The sequence below is a fragment of the Ruegeria sp. C2 genome (genome assembly GCF_056537765.1).
Genome location: NZ_JBQFRZ010000001.1, coordinates 428,528 through 452,302 on the forward strand (window position 1 = coordinate 428,528; position 23,775 = coordinate 452,302).

Genomic DNA, 23,775 nt, shown 5'->3' on the forward strand with positions numbered 1-23,775 from the left:
TCTTCCGACAGTTAACTGCGACAACGGCCGCTGCGTACAGTTTTTTTCGCAGCAGCCCTCACTTTGCAGTGACCTAGACGAGGCGCGATGTGTCCTTGGCCGCGCGCACGAAGTCGCGGAACAGGGGATGCGGGTCGAAGGGTTTGGACTTCAGCTCCGGGTGATACTGAACTCCGATGAACCATGGGTGATCCGACCATTCAACAATCTCGGGCAAGCGGCCATCGGGCGACATGCCCGAGAAGTTCAAACCAGCCTTTTCCAGCTTGTCGCGATACTTGATGTCGACCTCATAGCGGTGGCGGTGGCGTTCCTCGATCTGAGTGCCGCCATAGACATCAGCGACTTTTGATCCCTCGGCCAGAACTGCATTATAGGCGCCAAGACGCATGGTTCCGCCCTTGTCGTCTCCGACTTTACGTTCGACTTTGTGATTGCCCTGCACCCATTCTTTCAGGTGGTAAACAACCGGTTCGAAACGCTTTTTCCCGGCTTCGTGGTCGAATTCTTCCGAACCCGCCTCGGCGATGCCCGCCGCATTCCGCGCTGCCTCGATCACTGCCATCTGCATGCCGAGACAGATGCCCAGATATGGTACTTTGTGCTCCCGCGCGTATTGAGCCGCTTTGATCTTGCCTTCGGTTCCACGTTCGCCAAACCCTCCGGGGACAAGGATCGCGTGGAAGCCTTCCAGATGCGGTGCCACATCTTCATTGTCGAATACCTCGGCATCAACCCACTCGACCTTGACCTTCACGCGGTTGGCCATGCCGCCATGGGTCAACGCCTCGGCAATCGACTTATAGGCGTCTTCCAACTGAGTGTACTTGCCCACAATAGCGACCTTCACCTCGCCTTCGGCGTTGTGGATGCGGTCGCTGACATCTTCCCATTTCGCCAGATCGGGCTTGGGGGCAGGGCTGATCTGGAAGGCATCCAGAACCGCCTGATCCAGACCTTCGCGATGATATGCCAGCGGGGCGTCATAAATGGTGCTGAGGTCTTGTGCTGCGATCACGCTGTCGGGGCGGACATTACAGAATAGGGCCAGCTTCTCGCGTTCTTTGGTCGGGATCGGGCCTTCGGAGCGGCACACCAGAATGTCGGGGGCCAGACCGATCGAGCGCAGCTCTTTTACCGAGTGCTGGGTCGGCTTGGTTTTCAGCTCACCGGACGCCTTGATATAAGGCAGCAGCGTCAGGTGCATGAACAGGCACTGACCACGGGGTTTGTCCTGACTGAATTGACGGATAGCCTCAAAGAAGGGCAGGCCTTCGATATCGCCCACGGTGCCGCCGATTTCGCAGAGCATGAAATCAACCTCATCCTCGCCAATGGCGATGAAATCCTTGATCTCATTGGTGACGTGCGGGATCACCTGAATGGTTTTGCCCAGGTAGTCGCCGCGGCGCTCTTTCTCAAGCACGTTGGAATAAATCCGGCCCGAGCTGACCGAGTCGGTCTTACGCGCGGCCACGCCGGTGAAACGTTCGTAATGGCCAAGGTCCAGATCGGTCTCGGCCCCGTCATCGGTGACGAACACTTCGCCATGTTCAAACGGCGACATCGTACCCGGATCGACGTTCAAATAGGGGTCGAGCTTGCGCAGGCGTACTGAGTACCCTCGGGCCTGCAGCAGCGCGCCCAAAGCCGCCGAAGCCAGTCCTTTACCCAAGGACGAAACCACACCACCAGTGATGAAAATAAATCGCGCCATGTTGTTCGGCTTGCTCCCGTGAGACGTCAAAATCAGCTGCCCGACGGTTTACGAAAAACCGCTGCATCACGGGACTTCACATATAAAGGATTCGCGCCCATAGCGCAAGAGAACCGCAAGATGCTGTTGCAGTCCTCTTTCCGGTTTCTAGGTTTTGTGTATCAGTCGGCCTGCGGGATCAGCGGCGCATTGTCGCCCTGTGTCGGAGGCAGAAGATCATCAGCCGACGGTACAGCCGGGGTGCTTTCCTCGGTCGGGGCCGGGGCCGGAACGCCCAAACGGTCGATAACCGAGCTGCCCGAAGATTTCTGTGCGGCCAGAATGGTCAGCGTGATCGAGGTGACGATAAAGCACGCCGCCAGGATCCAGGTCACTTTGCCCAACGCAGTCGCAGCTGCGCGCCCGGTCATGGCTCCGCCACCGCCGCCACCCATGCCAAGGCCGCCACCTTCGGACCGCTGCATCAGCACAACGGCGATCAGGCCCAGAGCCAGAAGAAGATGGATGATGAGAACGACGTTTTCCATGGTGGTCCTGTACAGCGTGGCGTGTATCGCGTGGTACTTATGCAAGTTTGGTTCTGGGGGCAAGGGAGGAGTTGCCATCACGGTTGGTGATGTGATGGATCACGCCAAAGGGACTGGACAGGCGGGCAAGGCGTGGCGCAGGCTGCGGCTCATGCCACATGATGACCACGACCACCCGCACGCCCTGTTGCCGCCCGAACCCGCGCTCCGTGTCAAAGCGCTGGAGACGATTCTGACCCGTAAGGGGCTGATCGACCCTGCGGCGCTGGATGAGATCATCGATACCTACCAGAACAAGATCGGCCCGCAGAACGGGGCCCGCGTTGTTGCCAAGGCATGGAGCGATCCTGACTTCAAGGCGGCTCTGCTTGCAGATGCAACACCAGTCGTTGCCGATCTCGGATATTATGGTCGTCAGGGAGAGCATATGGTGGTGGTCGAGAACACCCCTGCGCAGCACAACATGGTCGTTTGTACATTGTGCAGCTGTTATCCATGGCCTCTGTTGGGTATCCCGCCAGGCTGGTATAAATCCGATGCCTATCGCGCTCGCGCCGTGCGCGAACCGCGCAAGGTATTGGCCGAGTTTGGTGTAAGCTTGCCTGACACCACGTCCGTTCGGGTGTGGGATTCAACGGCGGAGATTCGCTATCTGGTTTTGCCCATGCGCCCTGCAGGTTCTGAAGGGTTGAGCGAAGACGATCTTGCCGCTTTAGTCACCCGCGACAGCATGATTGGCACGAGCTTGCCCAAGGTGAACGCATGACCCGCGTTCACGACATGGGAGGGCGGTTCGGTGACGGGGCTATTGATCCAGAAGCGGAAGACGCACCTGTTTTTGCCGAAGACTGGCACGCGCGTGCTCTGGCGGTAACTCTTGCGTCGGGGTTTCTGGGGCAATGGAATATCGATGTATCGCGCCATGCGCGTGAGCGCCTGTCCCCCAAGGATTATGCGCAGTTTACCTATTATGAAAAATGGATTTCAGGACTCGCAGATCTGCTGGTCGAAAACGGCGTGCTGACGTTGGATGATTTGCGCGGCGCCGAAGAAGACGCCGAACATCCTTTGGCCACGCGTGTTCTGAAGGCTGATGCCGTTGCCGCAGCCCTTGCCAAGGGTGGTCCGGCGGATCGCCCATCGAACGTCGCGATTCAGTTTGAGGTTGGACAATCGGTGCGCACCGCGCGTCCAACGGCAAACCGGTTGGTCGATGGCGGTCATACGCGGCTGCCGATCTACGCGGCGGGTGCCCGAGGGCGGGTGCTGCGACTGCATGGAACGCATGTGTTGCCTGATTCTAATGCGCATGGATTGGGTGAAGCTCCCGAGCCACTTTATGCTGTGGTCTTCCCGGCATCGGAACTCTGGGCCAATCCCGAACATTCAGAGGATGAGGTCGTGCTGGATCTGTGGCAATCCTACCTCGAACCCGCATGAGTGATTGCGTCGCCCATACCGTCCCCGAGCCGGTCTTTGCCGAACCCTGGCATGCGCAGATATTTGCTGTCACGGTGGCGCTGAACGAGGCGGGTCGTTTTGATTGGCCGGATTGGGCCTCTCGGTTCTCTGCAACGCTGAAGCGTCATGGTCTGGACCGTGAGTTGGATGGCGGTGACGACTATTTCCATGCATGGCTGGAGACGCTGGAGGTGTTGTTGACGGAACAGGGTGACATATCGCTCGCCGATATCTCGGCCGTGCGCGATGCGTGGGAAGAGGCCTACCTGACCACACCCCATGGCGAACCTGTGTGCTTGTCGCAGGGGTAGAGGGGGCTCTGCCCCCGCTGCGGCCGGCCGCGACTCCCCCGAGATATTTATAGCCAGATGAAGCAGGGGATCCGGTCTTCATCTGGCTATAAATATCTCCGCCAGAGGCATCGCGCGAAGCGCGATTTCCCGATGCGGCGAAATATCGGTTTCCCTGCCGACTGAGCCTCGCTATATCAGCCGGGTTTGATATCTCAGCGCAAAAGGACCGGATATGGCCAATGTGGTTGTTGTCGGCGCCCAGTGGGGTGACGAAGGAAAAGGCAAGATCGTCGACTGGCTCAGCGAGCGGGCAGATGTGATCGCGCGTTTTCAGGGCGGGCATAATGCCGGGCATACGCTGGTTATCGATGGGGAAGTTTACAAGCTGCATGCATTGCCCTCGGGCGTGGTGCGCGGCGGCAAGCTGAGCGTGATCGGCAATGGGGTCGTGCTGGATCCATGGCACCTGATGAAAGAGATTGGCACGATCCGGGAACAGGGTGTTGATATTACGCCCGAGACGCTGATGATCGCTGAAAACACACCGCTGATCCTGCCATTCCATGGCGAACTGGATCGGGCACGCGAGAATCAGAACTCGGTGGCCAAGATCGGCACAACTGGCCGTGGAATCGGGCCATGTTATGAGGACAAGGTAGGGCGGCGCGTGATCCGGGTGGCAGATCTGGCGGATGATGCAACGCTGGCGCTGCGGGTGGACCGGGCTTTGGTACACCACAACGCTTTGCGCAACGGCTTGGGACTTGAGCCGATTGACCGGGATGGGTTGATTGCACAGCTGAAAGAGATTGCGCCGCAGATTCTGCCTTTTGCGGCACCTGTTTGGAAGGTGCTGAACGAAAAGCGCAAAGCGGGCAAGCGCATCCTGTTTGAAGGAGCGCAGGGCGCGTTGCTGGATATCGATTTCGGGACCTACCCATTTGTGACATCTTCGAATGTGATCGCAGGGCAGGCCTCGACCGGTGTAGGCATTGGCCCCGGATCAATCGACTTCGTTCTGGGAATCGTCAAAGCTTACACCACGCGCGTGGGCGAGGGACCGTTCCCGACCGAGTTGGACGATGCCGATGGGCAGCGCCTGGGTGAGCGGGGGCATGAATTCGGTACAACAACGGGTCGCAAACGGCGTTGTGGCTGGTTCGATGCCTGTCTGGTACGCCAGACCTGTGCCACCAGCGGCGTGAATGGCATTTCGCTGACCAAGCTGGATGTTCTGGACGGGTTTGAGACGCTGAAGATCTGCGTTGGATATGAACTGGACGGCGAACGCCTCGACTATCTGCCTACCGCCGCCGACCAGCAGGCGCGCTGCACGCCTATCTACGAAGAGATGCCGGGCTGGAGTGAATCCACGGAAGGCGCGCGCAGCTGGGCAGATTTGCCTGCGAACGCAATCAAGTATGTGCGTCGAGTCGAGGAATTGATCGAATGCCCGGTCGCCTTGTTGTCCACAAGCCCGGAGCGGGAGGATACCATTCTGGTAACTGACCCGTTTGCGGACTGATGAGCGGGAACGAAAAGCCCGGTCTCAGCTATAAGGCGCGGCGGCGTTGGTCGTTGGTGCTGCTGCTGGTCGGGCTGCCTGCTTATATTGTCGCAGTCGTTACGATTGTGAACTGGCTGGATCGCCCGCCGATCTGGCTTGAGCTTCTGGTCTATGTCGCGCTGGGCATTGTCTGGGTCTTGCCGTTCAAATTTGTCTTTCGAGGGGTGGGCAAGGAAGACCCGGATCAGGACAAAAACTAGTCCGGCCAGCTGAATACTGCACGGGCAAATGCATGATATTCCCCGGCAATTTCCTCGGCCATGCTGAATAGCGTGGGCCAGGGCGGTGTGAGAGTTGCTGCAACTTCCCCGGTCATCAGGTTCAGATCAGCGCTGTGTTTGCTGGCCAGGTGGCGCATCCTCTGGTTGGTCGCGAGGCATATCATATGTACCTCGCGTACCCCACGGTTGCGCGCGCTCGCGATAAGACGCGAGAGAAGAGCGTCACCGATACCACGATCCTGCCATGGGGCTTCGACGGTGAAGGCGGCCTCGGCAGTGCGGGGAAGGCTGTCTCGCACCGGGCGGAGTTCGGCCATTCCACGTAGGCAGCTGTCGGGGAAGGCCCCAAAGACCAAGGATGCATCGTCGAACAGGGCCGAGGCATAACGATCCAGAAAGACGTTAGGCACAACAGCGCCAAATCGTGACTGCAAAGCCTCGGGTTCGAGGTTTTGTAGATGGGCTTTTACAAGGGGTTTGTCGAAGATGCGCAAACGTCGGATTGCAAGATCGTACATACGAGATACCTCAGGTCGGAAACTTGGGCACTTAAGATCACAGAGTCGGGTTCAGTCGATGCGGTGATCGTAGCAAATTTCTGCGCCGCAGCATAACCAGCAGCGCCTAGTAGGCCAAAAATGAGCGGATTTGCCGCTGAGGAGCTTGATCGCGCCCATAAGGAGAGGGCCAGAGTTGCCTCCGGCCCTGTCGAGTTTCGAGGGGGTAATTTGATGCGCCGGGTTTAGCCCGCAGCGCGTTCGTCATCATCCGGGCGGAACCCGATCTGGGTCGAGGCAGCGAAACGCCCGCCACCGGCCTTTTCGATCTTGCCATCGCGCAGAAGTTGCCCGAAGGAGCGCAGGCTTTCTTCACGATTGAATGCTTCCTGCTTCAGCGAACGCACCTTGTTCATCAGTTGCGGGCGCGAGAACTGTTCCTGGCCTTCGATGAACGAGAGGTAAGCAGCCGCAGCCTCCAACAGATCAGGAAGCGATTGTGCGCCCTGTTCTTGCGCAAAAGTGGCGAACCCGCCTTCCTCATCCGCGGCACTGTCATCCACCGAGGTCACGCGGCGCGGCATGACAGGGCCGGTGTCGGCCTCATCGGTATCAATGCGCTGTTCTGCGACCAGTTTCAGCGGTGCTGCGATTTCCGCGGCGGGGCGTTCGCTGGTCACTTCGACCTCGGGGCGGCGGGGGCTGACGACAGACGCCAGATCACCGCGATAATCGTCCTCGCGTTCGCCAGCGGAGTCTTTGCCTTCGGCGCGCTCGGCCTCGGTTGCGGCGACGGCGGTACGCAAGTGCGAATAAGTTTCACGCTGATCATTGGTGGATGGATCATCCAACTGTTCGTCAGCCTTGTCCATCAGGCGTGAGACGTCTTCGTCCAGCCCGGACATTTCCGCCCGTTCAGGTGAGATCTTTGTTTCCAGCTCGGATTCGACAAGCGCGATCTCGTCCAGCAGCAGTGCCTCATCCTCGGCCGAAATTACATCGCCGGAAATTTCGGCCAGTGCTTCGGTCGCGTCGCGATCATCGTCTTCGGCAACTGGTTCGTTCAGAATGTTGGATTGATCCTCGGTCTCAGACGCTTCATCAAGGTCCGAGAACAGAACGTCACTGTCTGTGACCTCATCCTGCTGCGCAACTTCTTCTTCGTCCTCGGCGGGGACCAGATCAGTCGCGTCGGTTTCGTCCTGTTCGTCGGCGTTTGACATGGTGTCAGTCAACTCGTCAACGAAGTCCTCAACATCATCCGTCGACGCGACAGGTTCCGGAAGATCTTCGGCCTGATCTTCCACTGGCATGGGGGCGGGTGCCGGTTCTTCGATCGAGTCTTCCAGGTCTGAAGGGCTGAGCGCACCTGCTGCAAAAGCTGCCGAGATCGCGTCGACCTTGGGCTTCGCTGGCTGGAGATAGCTCGTATCCTCATCTTCGGAATATGTGGTGGGGGTTTGGTCGGAATGCGAAACCACCGCCCGAATGCGTTGCAATTTGGCCGCGATGCTATCCTCGGCAGGCTCATCGGATTGTGCCTGAGGCGTTGAGGGGGCGGCGTTGGACAAAGGCTGAACGGGCTCGGGTGCAGGTGTAGGCGCAATTGCAGCGGGGGTCGGCGCCGCGGGGGCTGATGTCTCGGTCGCCCGCAGGAGCAGACCGGTGTCATTCTGACTGGCTTCCACTTTACGTGCGACATCCCGCTGAGCGATGCGAGTCAGCATCTCGGCGTCCGGCTGAGGCGGTTCCGATCCAAAATAGCGGTCGTCCGCTGCAAGATCCCGGAAATATTCGGCAATGGCTTTCATCGTTTCGAATGAATCGTCGAAGCCTTCCAAAGTGCACGAGAAGGTTCCGTAAGAAACGGTTAACACCTTGTTGTTCTGTACCATCAGACGCACGTCCTCTACAAACTACCAGGTCACATTGCCAAACACATATCTCGGCAATCGACTTCAAACTGTAGCCATGAGTCTATCATTTTGTGGTCTCATTATGTCCAAAACCGGGAAATATGGTCAATCTTGCGAAAAATGAGTCAATTGTTCGGTCTGAAGGGCCAATTGGGCTGTTTGGAGGGGGTGAAATCGGCCCCGGTGACGTGAATCTGGTGCTGAATCGCGTTGATTCTGCGGTTGCGGCGGATGGCGGGGCCGCTGCGCTGGTTGATTCGGGGCGCATTCCCGATGCGGTGATCGGCGATTTTGACTCGCTTGAAGCCACCTATCGCGCCCGGATTCCCGAGGATAGGTTGTTTCCGATTCGAGAACAGGACAGCACGGATTTCGACAAGGCGCTGCGCAGTGTTCAGGCACCACTGGTGTTGGCGGCAGGGTTCCTTGGCGCGCGCGTTGATCATCAGTTGGCGGTGTTCAACAGCCTTGTCCGCTGGCCCGAGCGTGCCTGTCTTCTGTTGGGTGCACATGAGATCGTGTTTCATGTGCCTCCACGGATCACGCTAGACCTTGTCGCAGACTCAACTGTGTCATTGTTTCCATTTCGGCGTGTGATCGGGCGGAGCCAAGGATTGGAATGGCCGATTGACGATATTGAGCTGGCGCCGGACGGACGGATCGGGACGTCAAACCGCGCTGTTGGAGAATTGACGCTTGAACTGGATCAGCCCGGGTTGCTGATGATGGTGCCGCGCGAGGCGCTGGATCAGGTCATGCGGGCGTTTCTGTCGGGCCAGACCGGGCGTTGGCCCGCTCGTGCAGAATGACGTAAAGCCCTGCGGCAATCGTGATCAGGATGCCGATGGCGGCTATGCCGTTGGGAAGATCATGGAAGATCATCCAGCCGATCACAGTTGCGACCGGGATTTCGAGATATTGCATGGGTGCCAGAGTTGCCGACGGCGCATAGCGTAGCGACCATGTCATCAACAGATGCGCAACGGTGCCAAGCGCTCCGATCGCGAAGAGCAGCCAGAGTGTTTCTCCGTTTGGCATAACGAATGATAGTTGATCGATGCCAGTGCTTGATCCGAGCAGCAGGGTCGGTAGCAGGATTACTGTCGCCATTGCGCCTGACACCGCTTGCAGCGAAACCGGATCGGTCTCTTTTGCGATCTGTCGTGTCACCAACATGAACAGTGCGAATACCACCGCGACGATCAGAGGGAGAAGGGCGGGGGCACCGACCTCGGCAAAGCTGGGCTGGATCACCAGCAACGTGCCGATGAACCCGACGACACAGGCGATCAGACGTCGGGGTCCGACCTGTTCGCCCAAAACGAACCTGCCGAGCATCAGCATGATGAAGGGCATGACAAACGCGATGGCCACGGCATCGGCCAGCGGCAGGAACAGCAACGCGCTGAACATGGCCGAGATACCGGCGATATGCAGCAGGGTCCGGATTACGGTCAGCCGCAGAACTCGCCCGTGCATCCGCCATGAGCGGTTGGTTGCGGCAATCAGCGGGGCCAGAATCATGACCTGAACCGCGAAGCGCACCAGAACCAACAGGCCGATTGGCGTGATTTCTCCCAGCACTTTCGCCATGGCATCGCCCAGCGGGGCGAGCACGCAAAAACCGAGCATCAAAACGATGCCGAATACGGGGCGATCCTGAGTCATGGCGCGACGCTAGCGGTTTCGCTTCGCGCTGGGAAGCTCTGTCATCACGCCTTGGGCAGCGGCTGGGCTTTGGTGTAGTCCGGGCCGATGCAGGTGGGCAGTCCGTCGCCCAGGTGCAGCCACCGCAGCTTTTCCTCATGTGCAACATGCAGGGTGGGTTCCAAGGTCTCAGGATTCTCGAGCGTCGCAACATAGAGATGCAGTACATCCGACATTTTTGTCGACCGAAACGAGATCGGAGTGCCGCAATGGGGGCAGAAGCTGCGCTCGACCCCGGGGGAGGAATGGAAGCGCTTGGGTTCCTCACCAGTCCAGCGCCACTGGCCGTCGCGCACCCCGAAATAGGTGGTCATCGGGGCGGCACACTGGCGTCGGCAACTGTCGCAGTGGCAGGTGACGCAGGACAGAACCGGAGGATCGACTTCGAAACTGATCCTGCCACATAAGCAGTGTCCGCGCATCTTGATCGCCTCCTGTATCGGCTCAGCAGTTCGGCACGTTGACGGCGAGCCCTCCTAGTGAGGTCTCTTTGTATTTGGCGTGCATGTCATGTCCGGTTTGGCGCATGGTTTCGATCGCGGCATCCAGCGGCATGAAATGCTTGCCGTCGCCGCGCAGTGCAAGCGAGGCCGCTGAGACCGCCTTGATCGCACCCAGCCCGTTGCGCTCGATACATGGCACCTGCACCAGACCGGCAACAGGGTCGCAGGTCATGCCCAGATGATGTTCCAGCGCAATCTCGGCGGCATTTTCCACCTGTTCAGGCGTGCCACCCATGACAGCACAAAGACCTGCCGCCGCCATTGCCGATGCACTTCCAACCTCTGCCTGGCAGCCCGCTTCAGCACCCGAGATCGAGGCATTGTATTTTACCAACCCGCCAATGGCGGCGGCAGTCAGAAGGAAATCTTCGATATGGCTTTCCGAGGCACCCGGAACGTGATCAAGGTAGTAGCGCAACACCGAAGGCAACACACCGGCCGCGCCGTTGGTGGGCGCAGTGACGACCTGACCGCCGGCGGCGTTTTCCTCGTTCACGGCCATGGCGTAAACGCTCATCCAGTCATTGATTGTGTGCGGAGCATTCAGGTTCATGCCGCGTTCAGCCACCAGCGCATCGTGGATGCCCTTGGCGCGCCGACGCACATTCAGACCACCGGGCAGGATACCATCCGTGGTCAGTCCACGCTCGATACAGTCATTCATCACCTGCCACAGCCGGGCAGAGCCCTTGGCAAAGCTTTCGGGGCAACCACGCGCGATTTCGTTTTCGCGTTTCATCTGAGCAATCGATTTGCCGGTGTCCTTTGCCATCTGCAGCATTTCAGCGGCGCTTTTGAACGGGAAGGGAACGGGCGCGCCTTCTTCGGTATCCTTGCCTTCGGCCAGTTCTTCTTCGGTCAGGACGAAACCGCCACCCACCGAGTAATAAACCTGCCGCAAGATAACGTCATCCTGCGCATCGGTGGCCATCAGGATCATGCCGTTGGCATGGCCGGGCAGATTGTGTTCGAAATCGAAGACCAGATCGGTCTTGGGGTTGAACTTGAGTGTCGGCAGCCCTTCGGGCGTGACTGTGTGGGTCTCATTGATCTGGGCCAGTGCAACCTCGGCCTTGTCGTTGTCATACGTGTCGAGCGCGAATCCTGCCAAGCCGAGAATCGTGGCGCGATCAGTCGCATGGCCGACGCCGGTAAACGCCAGTGATCCATGCAGCGAGCCGCGCAGACCCGAGAATTCAAACGGAGATGCGCGCATCAGGTCCAGAAACCGTGCGGCGGCGACCATCGGTCCCATGGTGTGTGACGAGGACGGGCCGATGCCCACTTTGAACATATCGAAGACAGAGAGAAACATATCAGATAGCTGAGCCTTCTGGCGGGTTGGCATAGATAGGTGAGGTGAAGGGCGTAGCTCCCAGCCCCTCGGCGGTGTTGGCTGCGCGTGTAGCTGGTCGCAACTCCAACTGCATCAGGATTTTTTGCAGATAAGGTGTATCGGCCAGCTGATACCAGCTGCGATCGGCCTGTGTGGGATAAAGTGCCATCCAGCGCATCATGCAAGCCACATAATAGCTGAGAACCGAGGGGTGGTCGGCGCGAAACCATTCGGGCGCGTTCTGGGCGAGCGTATCCAGTAGCTTCAGGTGTTGAAGCAGCCTGGGGCGGATGCCCTCACGCAGTGTGTTGGCCTGCGCGGCAGCAATGTACTTTTCGGCGTAGAACAGGATGCGCAGGTCGGCATGCACCGTGTTGGAGGCGAAGAACAGCCATTTCAGAAAGGCCGCGCGCTCCGGGCTGTTTGGTCCAGGTGCCATTTTGCCATGGGTGTCAGCCAGCCACAGCAGAATTGCTGCGGTCTCAAAGATCGGTCCTTGTGGCGTGTTCAGTACCGGTATCAGCCCGTTTGGGTTCAGCGCGCGATAGGCCGCGCTATCCTGTTCGTTCTGGGTGCGGTCGACCAGAACGGTGTGATAGGGCAACCCCATCTCTTCCAGCGTCAGCCGGATCACCAGCGAAGCATTGTCAGGGGCGTAATGCAGACGGTACGGCGTTTCCATGGCATCTATCTATGTCGCAAGTCGATCCTACACAGACCTGATTGCGACCTTTCCTATTAGAAAGGCGTATTTCAGCGGCATGTTAGCACAGTTGCAGGGCGATTTGCCTCTCGCAGTCGATAGGGGCATTCCGTATAAGGCGAACAGAAGGCTTAGGGGATGAAGTTATGAGCAAGGATTTGTCGCCGATCGACAAAGCTAAGTATGTTGCGGCCTATCGTGCGGCAGATCTGGTTGAAGACGGTATGCGCGTGGGGCTCGGCACCGGATCGACAGCTGCCTGGTTGGTCCGTCGCCTGGGTGAACGCGTACGAGACGAAGGGCTTAAGATCAAAGGGGTTCCCACATCAACCGCAACGGCACAGTTGGCGCTTGAGGTGGGGATCGAAGTCGTCTCGCTGGATCAGGCCGGGTGGCTGGATCTGACCATCGATGGCGCGGATGAGTTCGATAATGAGTTCAATCTGATCAAGGGCGGCGGTGCCGCGCTGTTACAGGAAAAGATCGTGGCGACGGCCAGCGATCAGATGGTGGTGATCGCCGACGCGGGCAAAGAGGTCGAAACGCTGGGTGCGTTCCCCTTGCCGGTCGAGGTGATCCCGTTTGGCTGGCAGACCACCCGCACCCTGATCGAAGAGGCGCTGGACACGATTGATGTGCTGGGCACGTCGGTTACCCTGCGCATGAATGGCGAAGCACCGAAGGTCACGGATGAGGGTAACCACATTCTGGACTTGCATTTGAAACGCATCGGCAATGCGCGGCAACTGGCGCTTGTATTGAACCAGATCCCCGGCGTGGTTGAGAATGGCTTGTTCATTGATATCTGCGACAAGGTCGTGGTCGGTTACGGTGATGGCCGCGTCGAGATGCGTGATATCAACGCAGGCACGGTCCAGACTGACATGCTGGGTGAGAATGGGGATAATCTGTTCTCGGATCTGGCGGAATGAGTGCTGGATGTCGATTTGGTGGACACTGAAATAAAACCAGAGTTTCAGCTGCCAAGGGGTTGGCAGCCCGGAATTCAGGCCCAGATAACCAATGCATTTTGGCCAAGCGGAATAAAAAAGGAACGCACCCATGAGCTTTGACTATGATCTGTTCGTCATCGGAGGCGGCTCGGGCGGGGTTCGCGCGGCGCGTGTGGCGGCGGGTGAAAACGGGGCCAAGGTGGCGCTGGCGGAAGAGGATCGGTATGGCGGGACCTGCGTGATCCGGGGCTGCGTGCCCAAGAAGCTGATGGTATTTGCCAGCGAGTATTCCGGGATGGTCGGCGATGCGCAGGCATATGGTTGGGATATTCAGTCAGGTGCGTTCAATTGGGATACGTTCCACGGCAAGCTGGTTGCCGAGTTGGATCGGCTGGAAGGCATCTATCGCAACATCCTCAAGAACAATGGCGTTGAAAGTTTTGATCAGCGCGCGCGCGTGGTTGATCCCCATACGGTCGAACTGGCCGATGGCACTCGCAAGACGGCCAAACATATTCTGATCGCTACAGGTGGTCGCCCAGTTGTGCCCGAGTTTCCCGGATCGGAACTGGCCATCACCTCGAACGAGATTTTCCACCTGGAGAAATTGCCCGAGAGCATTCTCATCGTTGGTGGAGGCTATATCGCCAGTGAATTTGCCGGGATCATGAATGGGCTTGGGGTCAAGACGACTCAGTTCTATCGCGGCGCGCAGATTTTACGCGGCTTTGATGAGGAGGCGCGCGGCCTGATCTGCGAAGAGATGCGCCAGAACGGTATCGACGTGCGCTTGGGCACCAACGTGCTTGAGATGACCAAGGACGGCGACAAGATCCGTGTCAAAGCGACCGATGGCACTCAGGACCACTTCGATGTGGTGATGTATGCCACGGGTCGTGCACCGAATGCGGATGATCTGGGACTGGAAGCGCTGGGCGTCGAACGTGGCCGCAAAGGTGAGATCATCGTGGATGAGTACAGCCAGACCGGCGTGCCTTCGATCTACGCCATCGGCGACGTCACGGATCGGGTCAACCTGACTCCGGTGGCGATCCGCGAAGGTATGGCTTTTGTGGAAACGGTGTTCAAAGGCAACCCAACCCCGGTTGATCACGAGCTAATACCCACTGCCATCTTCACACAGCCTGAATTCGGCACCGTGGGTCTGAGCGAGGAAGAGGCAGCGTCGCAAGAGCCGGTTGAGATTTACGCCACCTCGTTCAAGCCGATGCAACAGGCGTTTGCCGGTGGTACACAGCGGGTTTTGATGAAACTGATCGTGTCTCAGGCAACGCGTAAGGTGTTGGGATGCCACATTGTTGCACCCGGTGCGGGCGAGATGATCCAGCTGGCAGGTATTGCCGTAAAGATGGGCGCAACCAAGGAAGATTTCGACCGTACGGTCGCCGTTCACCCGGTCATGGCCGAGGAATTGGTGACAATGCGGCAACCTGTGCGCACGGCTTGATTTGCAACCGGGCGCACACAAGTTACAAGGGAACCCGTGATCACACGGTCCTACACGGTCTAAACAAGGGAAAAGACAAATATGGCGGGCAACAGCGGTGGCCCCTGGGGGGGCGGAGGCTCTTCCGGAGGCGGAGGAAATCGGGGTAACAACGGGGACGGGCGCAAGCCCCCCGAAGGCGACGGCCCGCAGATCCCCGAGATCGATGAGCTGATGAAGAAGGGTCAAGAGCAGCTGCGCGTCCTGATGGGCGGTCGTGGCGGCGGTGGCCGTGGCACGAACGGCTCGGGCGGCGGCGGTGGTCCGGCGTTTACCAAGGGCACCGTTGCGATTGGTCTTGTGGCCGCTGCGGTCTTGTGGGGGCTGGCCAGCTTCTACACCGTCAAGCCCGAAGAACAGTCGGTTGAACTGTTCCTGGGTGAGTTCTCGGCCGTTGGTAATCCCGGTCTGAACTTTGCCCCGTGGCCGTTTGTGACTGCCGAGGTTATCCCGGTCACCCGCGAACAGAACGAAGACATGGGCGGCGCGCGTGGCAGCGACGATGGCCTGATGCTGACCGGTGACGAGAATGTGGTCGATATCGACTATCAGGTCGTCTGGAACATCAATGACCCGGCCAAGTACCTGTTCAACCTGCGCGACCCACGTCAGACGATCCGTGCCGTGTCAGAATCGGCGATGCGCGAGATCATTGCGCAAAGCGAACTGGCCCCGATCCTGAACCGGGATCGTGGTATCATCGCCGAACGTCTGCAGGAGCTGATTCAGCAGACAATGGACAGCTACGACTCGGGCGTGAATATCGTCCGTGTGAACTTTGACAAGGCTGACCCGCCGCAGGACGTGATCGCCGCCTTCCGAGACGTTCAGGCCGCTGCGCAGGAGCGTGACCGGCTGCAAAACGTCGCTGACGCCTATGCCAACCGTGTGTTGGCCGAAGCGCGTGGTGAAGCGGCGCAGGTTCTGGAAGAGGCTGAAGCCTATCGCGCCCAGCAGATCAACAGCGCGCAGGGTGAGGCCAGCCGTTTCAGCGCGGTTCTCGAGGAATATTCCAAAGCGCCGGACGTGACCCGCAAACGTCTGTATCTGGAGCGGATGGAGCAGGTTCTGGGTGATGTGGACAAGATCATTCTGGATGAAAACTCGACCGGATCAGGGCAGGGCGTCGTGCCATATCTGCCGCTGAACGAACTGCGCCGTAGCCAGACCGAAGGGAACAACTGATGCGTAAAGCGACATTTATACTGCCCGTCGTCTTCATCGCGATTGTAGGTGTTCTGTCCTCGATCTTCATCGTGGATGAACGCGAACGCGCGCTGGTTCTGCAATTTGGTCGCGTTGTAGCGGTCAAGGAAGAACCCGGTCTGGCGTTCAAGATCCCGCTGATTCAGGAAGTTGTTCGCTATGATGACCGCATCCTGTCCATTGATGTTCAACCGCTGGAAGTGACGCCTCTGGATGATCGTCGTCTGGTGGTTGATGCCTTCGCGCGCTATCGGATTTCCGATCTGGAACAGTTCCGTCAGGCCGTTGGTGTCGGCGGTATCCCGGTGGCCGAGGATCGTCTGGACCGCATTCTGCGCGCTGAAACGCGTGAGGTTCTGGGTTCGGTCTCGTCCCGCGATATCCTGAGTTCGGATCGTGCCGCGCTGATGCTGCGCATCCGCAACAGCGCGATTGCCGAGGCGCGGGCACTGGGGGTCAGCGTGATCGACGTGCGTCTGAAGGCGACCGATCTGCCGCAAGCCAACCTTGAGGCGACCTTTGACCGGATGAAGGCCGAGCGGGAACGTGAAGCAACCGACGAACGTGCCCGCGGTAACGAGGCTGCTCAGCGTGTCCGTGCGCAGGCCGACCGGACCGTGGTCGAACTGGTATCGGACGCCAACCGCGAGGCCGAGATCATTCGCGGTGAGGCTGACGCCGAACGCAACGCGATCTTCGCCGAAGCCTATGGCGCAGACCCGGAATTCTTTGAGTTTTATCGCTCGCTGACCGCCTATGAGAATGCTCTGCAAGGGAGCAACAGCTCTTTGATCCTGAGCCCGGATTCCGAGTTCTTCAACTACCTTGCCTCGCCGACTGGTCGGCGGGCGCCAGCGGCTGCGGCTTCTGAGTAATGGGTATGATCCTTCTGGCCTTCGGGCTGGTGTTAATTGTCGAGGGGCTGGCCTATGCGCTGGCCCCTTCGCTTATTGAACGCATGTTAGAGGCATTGCGAGCACTGCCAGAACAGGCGCGGCGCTTGATGGGGCTGCTGTGCGTAGTCAGTGGCGTTATCCTGCTCTGGGGAGCCTATCAGGTCGGCTTTTGATACAAGGTTCTCACTTGCCGGTGATTTCCCCGCGATCCCGAGTTGCGGGCTTGGCCAAACTGACTACATTGGTTGCTAAGAGGGGACCTCAAGCTAGGTCCCGCTGAAGAACGATCGACAAGGAGAACCCCAAGTGCAGGCGAAAGCGCGCAGTGTGTCCGTCCGGCGGGACGATGTTGGTGTGATGGTACGGCTGATGTGGCTGGCCTTCATGGGGATGGTGCTGGTTCTGGCGCAGACATTGGCCGCGCAGGCCCGTGACAGCCTTGCGCCGCTGGCCGAAAAGATCAGCCCGGCGGTGGTGAATATCACTACCTCGACCCTGATCGAAGGGCAGACTGGTCCGCAGGGGATCGTGCCCGAAGGCTCTCCGTTCGAAGATTTCTTCCGTGAATTCCAGGACCGCAATGGCGGCAACGGCGAAAACCGCCCGCGCCGCAGCAATGCGCTGGGGTCGGGATTTGTGATCTCGGAAGACGGTTTTATCGTCACCAACAACCACGTCATTGCCGAAGCGGATGAAATTCTGATCGAATTCTTCCCTGGCGACGGGCAGCCGGTAAAGGAACTGCCTGCTAAAGTGATCGGCACTGACGAGAAAACTGATATCGCGCTGCTGAAGGTCGAAGCCGAGGGGCCGCTGCAATACGTTCAGTTCGGCAATAGCGACACCATGCGCGTCGGTGATTGGGTTATCGCGATGGGCAATCCGCTGGGGCAGGGTTTTTCGGTTTCAGCGGGGATTGTATCGGCCCGGAACCGGGCGCTGAGCGGGTCTTATGACGACTACATCCAGACGGATGCGGCGATTAACCGGGGAAACTCGGGCGGACCGTTGTTCAACATGGATGGCGAGGTGATCGGTGTGAATACCGCGATCCTGTCGCCCAATGGCGGCTCGATCGGGATCGGGTTCTCGATGGCTTCGAACGTGGTGATCAAGGTTGTCGATCAGTTGCGCGAATTCGGTGAGACGCGCCGCGGCTGGCTGGGTGTGCGCATTCAGGATGTGACCGAAGATATGGCTGAGGCGATGGGTCTTGATAAACCCGGCGGCGCGCTGATCAGTGACGTGCCCGAGGGACCGGCGAAAGAAGCTGGTCTGCTGGCCGGAGATGTAATCATCAGCTTTGATGGCGTCGAAGTTGAAGATACGCGTGGGCTGGTGCGTCAGGTCGGTGAGACGACCGTGGGCAAATCCGTGCGCGTGGTTGTGCATCGCGACGGCGGCACGCAAACCGTTCTGGTGACCTTGGGCCGTCGTGAGGATGCTGAGCGCACAGATGAGGGTGGAGAACCTGAGGCTGAGACGCCGACGGAAGAGGACAAGGATATTCTGGGTCTGACCATCGCACCTTTGGGTGACAGCCAGCGTGAAGAGCTGGGATTGGATGCCGACGCCGAGGGGCTGCTGGTGACCAATGTCGATGACTCTTCCGAAGCTTTTGAGAAGGGGCTACGCGCTGGTGATTTGATCACTGAAGCTGGCCAGCAGAAGGTGGATTCGATCGCCGATCTTGAGGCGCGGATGGATGAGGCGCGTGAGGCTGGTCGCAAGTCGCTGTTGCTGTTGGTGCGCCGTGGTGGAGAACCCAGATTCGTGGCGCTGAGCTTAGAACAGTAATCAGACGATTAGTCTGGAAAATGACAGGCCGGGGTCACGACCCCGGCCTTTTTTAATACTTTGTTAAGAAAGAAGCCATATGCCGGGGAAGGCATATGGCTCTGGTACAGGGAGAGGTCGGTGGACAGATATCGGGGATGATAAAACCGACCTCCTACGGTAACAGGATTGACCTTAGGGCAATCTTCAAGCCGCGTATGTGAAGCGGATCACATCTGTGCCGAAAAGTTAGATTAAATCGGATTCGGCCAGTTGCCGCAGCGCATCGAGATCATGAATCTGCAATCCTCCGCGTGAGGCTTCGACCACGTTGTCTCGTTTCCATGTCGAAATGGTTTTCGATACCGCCTCACGCGTGGCTCCGACAAATTCGGCCAGTTCACTTTGCGACAGGGTGATGCGCGCGGTCGGTGTGTCCTGCTGGCCGGCCAAATGCAGCAGCTTGCGCGCCAGCCGGATCGGCATTGGCAGAAAGACCTGTTCGTTCAACTGGTCACCCATCCAGCGCATGCGCACACCGGCCAAACGGATCAGGTCAACCGCCAGATCGGGGTTCTTTCGGATCTGATCCATCACATCCTTATGCCGAACCCGCAGAACTTTGGCAGGATCGGCGGCTGTAACCGTGGCCGTGCGGGGGCCGCTGTCAAAAAGCGCAATCTCGCCAAACACCTCACCCGGACGCATCAGCCTGAGCGACAGCTTGCGCCCGCTCATGGCCAGAAAAGACACTTCGAGCGTGCCTGTGAGAATTGCATAAAGCGCCTCTCCCGGATCGCCCTGTTCGAACAGGACGTCGCCGCTGTCGAGAGTAACTTCGGAGGCCAGAGAGGCCAGCATCTTGCGCAGCTCTTCAGAAGCTTCAGAAAGAAATCCACTGTTGGGAAATGCCATCATACGGGCGCAGGTCTCCGGTGGTGAGTGGTGCGAGTTCGATAAACTTTCCACAGCTTTGCGCCTAAGCCAAGGTTTTTGTCGGCTTTTCCTTGGGTCAGGCCGCGCTCTATTGTTTGTCCGGATCGTCCATATAGCGTTGCAGCATGCTGAATTGCAGCATCAGGAACGCCATGAGCGCGATCGGAAATCCAAAGGTTTCGATCTTGACCCAGAGATCGGTCGACAGCGTGCGCCAGACCAGTTCATTGGCCATTGCAAGCACCGCAAAACAAGCGCACAGCCGGCGGGTCAGGATCATCCAGCCCTCCTGACGCATGGGCAGCATCTCGTCCAGAACGTAAGCCAGATAGGACTTTCCCTGCAAAAGACCGATCCCGAGGATGACGGAAAAGAAGCCGTAGACCAGCGTGGTTTTCATCTTGAAGAAGCGCTCGTCGTTGAACCATGCGGTGAGGCCACCGAAGAAAATCACCATGAAGGCGGTGAAAATTTGCATCCGGCTGAGCTTTCCCGTCAGATACCAAAGGATGCCCATGGCGGCCAGCATCAGGGGAACAAAGAGGATGGTGGCGACGATAAAACCCGAATACTCGATGCCGCCGATCACGAAATTGTCATCACGCAGGCGCAAGTAAATGAAGAAGAAGGCAAGCGGGGGCCCGAGTTCGAGCACCTGTTTGAGGAATGGGTTGATGTCTTTTTTCTCTGCCATGATTCCGACCTGCTGCTTATCCGCCCATTTCAACTATTACGGCGCCGAGTGCAATCAATGCCATCAATGTGATCCGTCTGGGTCCCACAGTTTCTTTCAGAACCAGCCAGCCGATGAGCGCGGCAAAGACGGTGGAGGTTTCGCGTAGGACCGCAGCTTCTCCGACCTTGTCGAGCCGTGTGGCGAGCATGATGGCACCGAAAGACATGGGGGCAATGATGCTGCCCGCAAGGCCACGTAGCATCAGAGGCCCGAGCGCCGGACGATGGATCATGGCGCGGTATCTGAGAGCTGCATAGATCGGCATGGCAGCCCCGTCGATCATGAAAAACCACGCTAGAAAGGTGAACGGGTCGGCTGTGGCACGGATTCCGTAGGCGTCATAGGTGGTATAGAGAGCGACGAAGAGACCGGTGGCGATCGCCAGCGCCAGGGCGATCCCCAGAGTTTCACGATTGGTTTCGAGATAGCGCAGGTTATACGCTGCCAGTCCGAAGATGCCTGCCATCAGAGTGCCCACGCCGAGCCATTGGATGGTCGAGAACGTCTCACCGAATAGCAGATAAGCCCCAATCACTGTGAATAGTGGACCGGTCCCCCGCACCACAGGATAGACGACGGTATAGGAGCCTTTGGTGTACGCCATCGCTTGCAGGATCTTGTAGCCGATATGGATCAGCCAAACGACGGCAAAAATGGGCCACATATAGGGTTCGGGCCATGGAACGACGAAGAAGGCGAAAGGCATGGCCATCAGGCAATAACAGGCGTCAATCGCCCCGCGTGACATCCAGGGGTCGTGGCGGCCCTTTTGCAAGGCACCAAAGACTGCATGCAGGAACGCCGCCATCAGCGCGAGGCCGAGGGCGAGGTGGTGGCCGGATTCGGTGCCTTCAAGGGAGATCAGCCAGTCGCTCAAATCGGGGCTTTCGCTTGGGTGGAGAAGGTGGGGGGCTGTCTGCCCCCCACACCCCCCGAGGATATTTTTTGCCAGATGAAGGGGCGGATCAGGTTTGCAAGCCGGTGAGGGCGGCGGCGAATTCTTCGGGATCGAAGGGTGCGAGGTCGTCGATTTGTTCGCCGACGCCGATGGCGTGAATAGGAAGTCCGAACTTATCGGCCAGTGCGACGAGTACGCCGCCTTTGGCGGTGCCGTCGAGCTTGGTCATCACGAGGCCTGAGACGTCGGCGAGGTTGCGGAAGGTCTCCACCTGGCTGAGGGCGTTCTGGCCGGTGGTGGCGTCCAGTACCAGCAAGGTGTTGTGTGGGGCGGTGTCATCGACCTTGCGGATGACGCGAACGATTTTGGCCAGCTCTTCCATCAGGTCTGCGCGGTTTTGCAGGCGGCCTGCGGTGTCGATCATCAGCAGGTCAGCGCCTTCGTTTTGCGCCTTGGTCAACGCGTCGAAGGCCAGCGAGGCGGGATCGGAGCCTTCGGGTGCGGTCAGGACGGGCACGCCGGCGCGGTCGCCCCAGACCTGCAGTTGTTCGACGGCGGCGGCACGGAAGGTGTCCCCGGCGGCGATGACGACCTTTTTGCCTGCAGCTTTGAACTGGCTGGCCAGTTTCCCGATGGTTGTGGTTTTGCCGGAGCCGTTGACGCCCACGACCAGAACCACCTGCGGCCGCTTTGGATAAAGCGGCATGGGTTTGGCCACAGGCTCCATCACGCGGGCCACCTCTTGCGCCAGCAGTTGTTTGATTTCCTGGGTCGAAAGTTTGCGGCCAAAGCGCCCCTCGGCCATGTTCGACGTGACACGCAGGGCGGTGTCGACGCCCATATCGGAGGCGATCAGCAGCTCTTCGAGCTGTTCCAGCATGTCGTCGTCCAGCGTACGACGGACAACGGTTTGGGTATCGCTGCGACTGAACAGACGGCCCAGCAGTCCTTTAGATTCGGGCGGCGGCGGGGCTGGTGCGGGGTCTGCAGGTGCGGGAGAGGGCGGCTCGGAGGGTTGGGGCGTGGGTGCCGGTGAGGGCACCTCGGGGACCGGTTGCGGTTCCGGTTCGGGCTGCGGAATCACCGGATCGGGTGCAGTTTCCTCGCCGCCATCCTCGACGATCGCGTCCAGCCCCTCTTCGAGGCGTGAGGAGGATTTGAACAGCTTGTCCTTGAGCTTTGAGAAAAACGCCATTTCTAGGTCTCCGCAGGTGTTCCCCTCACCTAATGCGGATTGGCGGCAGTTGCAAAGGGTCAGGTGAAGGCGATCAGGAACCCGGCCTGCGCACCCCAGTAGAGTGGCCAGATCATGTAGGGCGTTAGCTTTAGAGCGGGGTGGTCTGCAGGCAGCAGGAACTTCTCGGTCGCAAGGATCAGGTCCGACGCGATGAACGCCATTGCAGCGGGCATGGCCCAGCGCAATGCACCCGCGTCCGGCAGGGACAGAACGGCGATACCCATGCCCAGGATGATCGGAATATAGGCGAGGACTGGCCCCTTGATATCTCCGGCGCGCGGGGCAAGCAGGGTGGCCATGACGATGCCCAGAACCAGCAATGACCAGAAGATAACGGGTTGCGTCAGGATCAGGCTTGGATCGCTGACCGGATGTGTCAGGAACAGCGCGATGTAGGCGAGATGTCCGGTGGCGAACGCTGCGATCCCGGCCATGAAGGTGGCCTCGGTTTCGCGCGACAACAGGGCATCGCCGATGGCACATAGGGCCAGAGCGAGGACGAGCAACCAAGGTGCAGCCGTGAGCCATGCAATGAGCGCCAACAACGCGACGGATGCGGTCTTCAACTGGGTGCGTAGAATACCAGCGGGGCGGGCCGTGAGCGGTAGGTAGGCCAGTGCGCAGGCGGCCGCCGCCCAGAAAAGAAGTGTCGGCATTGTTCCTCCCCAAGAGTGTTACGTTCATGTCGTCATGATTGCGTGAGGTCATCAAGATGTGACGTGAGGGTAGTCTGCGCTGTGGAAAGGTTGATTGGTGCAAGTGGGCGGCATCTGACAAGATGCTGCTATGTACAGACTGTCTATGATTCTGCTGGCGCTTCTTGCGCAATCCGCTGCGGCGCAATCGCCGTTATCGGGGACCGAGTTTGACGCCTATACCCGTGGAAAGACCTTGTTCTATGGCTTTGACGGTCAGGCCTATGGGGTTGAGCGATATTTACCCAATCGGCGCGTGATCTGGTCATTTCTGGATGGGGACTGCAAGGAAGGTGTCTGGTACGAGCGCGAAGACCAGATATGTTTTCTGTACGAAGACAGGTTGGACCCGCAATGCTGGGTTTTCACCGAGTTTGGGGGCAGGCTGATTGCGCAGTTCGAAGGTGATCCGACAGCGACAGAGCTCTATGAGGCCGAGGATGTCGGCGAAGAGATGATCTGTTACGGACCCGAAATCGGGGTTTGA

The 23,775-nt window shown here is 58.8% G+C and carries 26 protein-coding genes; 13 read left to right on the top strand and 13 right to left on the bottom strand.

The annotated features are described in order from the left end of the window. Positions 1 to 73: 73 nt before the first annotated feature. Together ACR0IV_RS02190 and secG are read right to left on the bottom strand one after the other, a co-directional pair. On the bottom strand, positions 74 to 1,717 hold the full coding sequence (locus ACR0IV_RS02190) for a CTP synthase (protein WP_480470187.1): 1,644 nt from the start codon (positions 1,715 to 1,717) through the stop codon (positions 74 to 76). 161 nt (positions 1,718 to 1,878) lie between these two features. Then, complete coding sequence (secG, locus tag ACR0IV_RS02195; RefSeq protein WP_480658093.1) at positions 1,879 to 2,244, bottom strand: preprotein translocase subunit SecG; 366 nt, start codon at positions 2,242 to 2,244, stop codon at positions 1,879 to 1,881. A gap of 151 nt (positions 2,245 to 2,395) precedes the next feature. Here secG and nthA point away from each other — a divergent pair, with 151 nt between their 5' ends. The 5 genes from nthA (at position 2,396) to ACR0IV_RS02220 (ending at position 5,765) form a co-directional block, all read left to right on the top strand. Then, the gene (gene nthA / locus ACR0IV_RS02200; RefSeq protein ID WP_480658576.1) at positions 2,396 to 3,010 is read left to right on the top strand and encodes a nitrile hydratase subunit alpha; all 615 of its coding nucleotides are present in this window, start codon (positions 2,396 to 2,398) and stop codon (positions 3,008 to 3,010) included. After that, positions 3,007 to 3,684: a nitrile hydratase subunit beta gene (gene nthB, locus ACR0IV_RS02205; RefSeq protein ID WP_480658092.1), complete on the top strand. Its 678-nt coding sequence runs from the start codon at positions 3,007 to 3,009 to the stop codon at positions 3,682 to 3,684. The genes nthA and nthB overlap by 4 nt, the downstream gene beginning before the upstream one ends. Further along, positions 3,681 to 4,016 carry a nitrile hydratase accessory protein gene (locus ACR0IV_RS02210; RefSeq protein WP_480658091.1) on the top strand — a complete coding sequence of 112 codons (336 nt, stop codon included), beginning with the start codon at positions 3,681 to 3,683 and terminating at the stop codon, positions 4,014 to 4,016. Before nthB ends, ACR0IV_RS02210 begins: the two co-directional genes overlap by 4 nt. 214 nt (positions 4,017 to 4,230) lie before the next feature. Beyond that, complete coding sequence (locus ACR0IV_RS02215; RefSeq protein ID WP_480470183.1) at positions 4,231 to 5,523, top strand: adenylosuccinate synthase; 1,293 nt, start codon at positions 4,231 to 4,233, stop codon at positions 5,521 to 5,523. Further along, complete coding sequence (locus tag ACR0IV_RS02220) at positions 5,523 to 5,765, top strand: DUF2842 domain-containing protein (protein ID WP_480658089.1); 243 nt, start codon at positions 5,523 to 5,525, stop codon at positions 5,763 to 5,765. The genes ACR0IV_RS02215 and ACR0IV_RS02220 overlap by 1 nt, the downstream gene beginning before the upstream one ends. Here the strand turns inward: ACR0IV_RS02220 and ACR0IV_RS02225 are convergent. Both ACR0IV_RS02225 and ACR0IV_RS02230 read right to left on the bottom strand, forming a co-directional pair. Next, on the bottom strand, positions 5,762 to 6,304 hold the full coding sequence (locus tag ACR0IV_RS02225) for a GNAT family N-acetyltransferase (protein ID WP_480658087.1): 543 nt from the start codon (positions 6,302 to 6,304) through the stop codon (positions 5,762 to 5,764). The genes ACR0IV_RS02220 and ACR0IV_RS02225 overlap by 4 nt on opposite strands. Before the next feature lie 224 nt (positions 6,305 to 6,528). Next, the gene (locus ACR0IV_RS02230; RefSeq protein WP_480658086.1) at positions 6,529 to 8,178 is read right to left on the bottom strand and encodes a hypothetical protein; all 1,650 of its coding nucleotides are present in this window, start codon (positions 8,176 to 8,178) and stop codon (positions 6,529 to 6,531) included. A gap of 218 nt (positions 8,179 to 8,396) precedes the next feature. Between ACR0IV_RS02230 and ACR0IV_RS02235 the strand changes: the two genes are divergently transcribed. Further along, positions 8,397 to 9,008 (top strand): thiamine diphosphokinase, encoded by a 612-nt coding sequence (locus ACR0IV_RS02235; protein WP_480692615.1) that lies wholly within the window; start codon positions 8,397 to 8,399, stop codon positions 9,006 to 9,008. Here ACR0IV_RS02235 and ACR0IV_RS02240 read toward each other — a convergent pair. Genes ACR0IV_RS02240 through ACR0IV_RS02255 form a run of 4 tightly spaced genes read right to left on the bottom strand, consistent with a single transcriptional unit; the run spans position 8,953 to position 12,427 of the window. Beyond that, positions 8,953 to 9,867 (bottom strand): DMT family transporter, encoded by a 915-nt coding sequence (locus tag ACR0IV_RS02240; RefSeq protein WP_480658084.1) that lies wholly within the window; start codon positions 9,865 to 9,867, stop codon positions 8,953 to 8,955. The genes ACR0IV_RS02235 and ACR0IV_RS02240 overlap by 56 nt on opposite strands. A 44-nt stretch (positions 9,868 to 9,911) precedes the next feature. Beyond that, the gene (locus ACR0IV_RS02245; RefSeq protein ID WP_480658083.1) at positions 9,912 to 10,328 is read right to left on the bottom strand and encodes a GFA family protein; all 417 of its coding nucleotides are present in this window, start codon (positions 10,326 to 10,328) and stop codon (positions 9,912 to 9,914) included. A gap of 22 nt (positions 10,329 to 10,350) precedes the next feature. Beyond that, positions 10,351 to 11,724 carry an L-serine ammonia-lyase gene (locus ACR0IV_RS02250; RefSeq protein ID WP_480658081.1) on the bottom strand — a complete coding sequence of 458 codons (1,374 nt, stop codon included), beginning with the start codon at positions 11,722 to 11,724 and terminating at the stop codon, positions 10,351 to 10,353. Between the two features lies 1 nt (position 11,725). After that, positions 11,726 to 12,427, bottom strand: coding sequence for a glutathione S-transferase family protein (locus ACR0IV_RS02255; RefSeq protein ID WP_480658079.1), 702 nt, complete (start codon positions 12,425 to 12,427; stop codon positions 11,726 to 11,728). 167 nt (positions 12,428 to 12,594) lie between these two features. On the opposite strand from ACR0IV_RS02255, the gene rpiA reads away from it, so the two are divergent. From rpiA to ACR0IV_RS02285, 6 genes are all read left to right on the top strand, one after another. Next, positions 12,595 to 13,380 carry a ribose-5-phosphate isomerase RpiA gene (gene rpiA, locus ACR0IV_RS02260; protein ID WP_480658078.1) on the top strand — a complete coding sequence of 262 codons (786 nt, stop codon included), beginning with the start codon at positions 12,595 to 12,597 and terminating at the stop codon, positions 13,378 to 13,380. Positions 13,381 to 13,510: 130 nt separating this feature from the next. Next, positions 13,511 to 14,869: a glutathione-disulfide reductase gene (gene gor / locus ACR0IV_RS02265; RefSeq protein WP_480658077.1), complete on the top strand. Its 1,359-nt coding sequence runs from the start codon at positions 13,511 to 13,513 to the stop codon at positions 14,867 to 14,869. 81 nt (positions 14,870 to 14,950) lie between these two features. Next, the gene (gene hflK, locus ACR0IV_RS02270) at positions 14,951 to 16,093 is read left to right on the top strand and encodes an FtsH protease activity modulator HflK (RefSeq protein ID WP_480470172.1); all 1,143 of its coding nucleotides are present in this window, start codon (positions 14,951 to 14,953) and stop codon (positions 16,091 to 16,093) included. Next, on the top strand, positions 16,093 to 16,989 hold the full coding sequence (gene hflC, locus ACR0IV_RS02275; RefSeq protein WP_480658075.1) for a protease modulator HflC: 897 nt from the start codon (positions 16,093 to 16,095) through the stop codon (positions 16,987 to 16,989). The genes hflK and hflC overlap by 1 nt, the downstream gene beginning before the upstream one ends. Beyond that, positions 16,989 to 17,183 carry a DUF2065 domain-containing protein gene (locus tag ACR0IV_RS02280; protein ID WP_480658074.1) on the top strand — a complete coding sequence of 65 codons (195 nt, stop codon included), beginning with the start codon at positions 16,989 to 16,991 and terminating at the stop codon, positions 17,181 to 17,183. The genes hflC and ACR0IV_RS02280 overlap by 1 nt, the downstream gene beginning before the upstream one ends. 184 nt (positions 17,184 to 17,367) lie before the next feature. Next, the gene (locus ACR0IV_RS02285; RefSeq protein WP_480658574.1) at positions 17,368 to 18,807 is read left to right on the top strand and encodes a Do family serine endopeptidase; all 1,440 of its coding nucleotides are present in this window, start codon (positions 17,368 to 17,370) and stop codon (positions 18,805 to 18,807) included. Positions 18,808 to 19,035: 228 nt separating this feature from the next. Here the strand turns inward: ACR0IV_RS02285 and ACR0IV_RS02290 are convergent, their stop codons facing one another. From ACR0IV_RS02290 to ACR0IV_RS02310, 5 genes are all read right to left on the bottom strand, one after another. Next, positions 19,036 to 19,704 carry a Crp/Fnr family transcriptional regulator gene (locus ACR0IV_RS02290; RefSeq protein WP_480470169.1) on the bottom strand — a complete coding sequence of 223 codons (669 nt, stop codon included), beginning with the start codon at positions 19,702 to 19,704 and terminating at the stop codon, positions 19,036 to 19,038. 106 nt (positions 19,705 to 19,810) lie between these two features. After that, complete coding sequence (locus ACR0IV_RS02295; RefSeq protein WP_480658072.1) at positions 19,811 to 20,416, bottom strand: inner membrane-spanning protein YciB; 606 nt, start codon at positions 20,414 to 20,416, stop codon at positions 19,811 to 19,813. A gap of 16 nt (positions 20,417 to 20,432) precedes the next feature. Further along, positions 20,433 to 21,335 carry an EamA family transporter gene (locus tag ACR0IV_RS02300; RefSeq protein WP_480658070.1) on the bottom strand — a complete coding sequence of 301 codons (903 nt, stop codon included), beginning with the start codon at positions 21,333 to 21,335 and terminating at the stop codon, positions 20,433 to 20,435. A gap of 88 nt (positions 21,336 to 21,423) precedes the next feature. Further along, on the bottom strand, positions 21,424 to 22,551 hold the full coding sequence (ftsY, locus tag ACR0IV_RS02305; RefSeq protein WP_480658069.1) for a signal recognition particle-docking protein FtsY: 1,128 nt from the start codon (positions 22,549 to 22,551) through the stop codon (positions 21,424 to 21,426). A 59-nt stretch (positions 22,552 to 22,610) separates the two neighbouring features. Then, the gene (locus tag ACR0IV_RS02310) at positions 22,611 to 23,249 is read right to left on the bottom strand and encodes a lysoplasmalogenase (protein WP_480658067.1); all 639 of its coding nucleotides are present in this window, start codon (positions 23,247 to 23,249) and stop codon (positions 22,611 to 22,613) included. A 130-nt stretch (positions 23,250 to 23,379) separates the two neighbouring features. Here ACR0IV_RS02310 and ACR0IV_RS02315 point away from each other — a divergent pair, with 130 nt between their 5' ends. After that, positions 23,380 to 23,775 carry a hypothetical protein gene (locus ACR0IV_RS02315; protein ID WP_480470164.1) on the top strand — a complete coding sequence of 132 codons (396 nt, stop codon included), beginning with the start codon at positions 23,380 to 23,382 and terminating at the stop codon, positions 23,773 to 23,775.

Bases quoted from the DNA above. Each gene is read 5' to 3' on its own strand.
- gor (WP_480658077.1), top strand. From the start codon at position 13,511: ATGAGCTTTGACTATGATCTGTTCGTCATCGGAGGCGGCTCGGGCGGG.
- ACR0IV_RS02295 (WP_480658072.1), bottom strand. From the start codon at position 20,416: ATGGCAGAGAAAAAAGACATCAACCCATTCCTCAAACAGGTGCTCGAA.
- ACR0IV_RS02240 (WP_480658084.1), bottom strand. From the start codon at position 9,867: ATGACTCAGGATCGCCCCGTATTCGGCATCGTTTTGATGCTCGGTTTT.
- ACR0IV_RS02210 (WP_480658091.1), top strand. From the start codon at position 3,681: ATGAGTGATTGCGTCGCCCATACCGTCCCCGAGCCGGTCTTTGCCGAA.
- ACR0IV_RS02215 (WP_480470183.1), top strand. From the start codon at position 4,231: ATGGCCAATGTGGTTGTTGTCGGCGCCCAGTGGGGTGACGAAGGAAAA.
- ACR0IV_RS02230 (WP_480658086.1), bottom strand. From the start codon at position 8,178: ATGGTACAGAACAACAAGGTGTTAACCGTTTCTTACGGAACCTTCTCG.
- ACR0IV_RS02190 (WP_480470187.1), bottom strand. From the start codon at position 1,717: ATGGCGCGATTTATTTTCATCACTGGTGGTGTGGTTTCGTCCTTGGGT.
- ACR0IV_RS02255 (WP_480658079.1), bottom strand. From the start codon at position 12,427: ATGGAAACGCCGTACCGTCTGCATTACGCCCCTGACAATGCTTCGCTG.
- ACR0IV_RS02280 (WP_480658074.1), top strand. From the start codon at position 16,989: ATGGGTATGATCCTTCTGGCCTTCGGGCTGGTGTTAATTGTCGAGGGG.
- hflK (WP_480470172.1), top strand. From the start codon at position 14,951: ATGGCGGGCAACAGCGGTGGCCCCTGGGGGGGCGGAGGCTCTTCCGGA.
- nthA (WP_480658576.1), top strand. From the start codon at position 2,396: ATGCCACATGATGACCACGACCACCCGCACGCCCTGTTGCCGCCCGAA.
- nthB (WP_480658092.1), top strand. From the start codon at position 3,007: ATGACCCGCGTTCACGACATGGGAGGGCGGTTCGGTGACGGGGCTATT.
- secG (WP_480658093.1), bottom strand. From the start codon at position 2,244: ATGGAAAACGTCGTTCTCATCATCCATCTTCTTCTGGCTCTGGGCCTG.
- ACR0IV_RS02285 (WP_480658574.1), top strand. From the start codon at position 17,368: ATGGTACGGCTGATGTGGCTGGCCTTCATGGGGATGGTGCTGGTTCTG.
- ACR0IV_RS02220 (WP_480658089.1), top strand. From the start codon at position 5,523: ATGAGCGGGAACGAAAAGCCCGGTCTCAGCTATAAGGCGCGGCGGCGT.
- ACR0IV_RS02310 (WP_480658067.1), bottom strand. From the start codon at position 23,249: ATGCCGACACTTCTTTTCTGGGCGGCGGCCGCCTGCGCACTGGCCTAC.
- ACR0IV_RS02225 (WP_480658087.1), bottom strand. From the start codon at position 6,304: ATGTACGATCTTGCAATCCGACGTTTGCGCATCTTCGACAAACCCCTT.
- rpiA (WP_480658078.1), top strand. From the start codon at position 12,595: ATGAGCAAGGATTTGTCGCCGATCGACAAAGCTAAGTATGTTGCGGCC.
- ACR0IV_RS02250 (WP_480658081.1), bottom strand. From the start codon at position 11,724: ATGTTTCTCTCTGTCTTCGATATGTTCAAAGTGGGCATCGGCCCGTCC.
- ftsY (WP_480658069.1), bottom strand. From the start codon at position 22,551: ATGGCGTTTTTCTCAAAGCTCAAGGACAAGCTGTTCAAATCCTCCTCA.
- ACR0IV_RS02245 (WP_480658083.1), bottom strand. From the start codon at position 10,328: ATGCGCGGACACTGCTTATGTGGCAGGATCAGTTTCGAAGTCGATCCT.
- ACR0IV_RS02315 (WP_480470164.1), top strand. From the start codon at position 23,380: ATGTACAGACTGTCTATGATTCTGCTGGCGCTTCTTGCGCAATCCGCT.
- hflC (WP_480658075.1), top strand. From the start codon at position 16,093: ATGCGTAAAGCGACATTTATACTGCCCGTCGTCTTCATCGCGATTGTA.
- ACR0IV_RS02290 (WP_480470169.1), bottom strand. From the start codon at position 19,704: ATGATGGCATTTCCCAACAGTGGATTTCTTTCTGAAGCTTCTGAAGAG.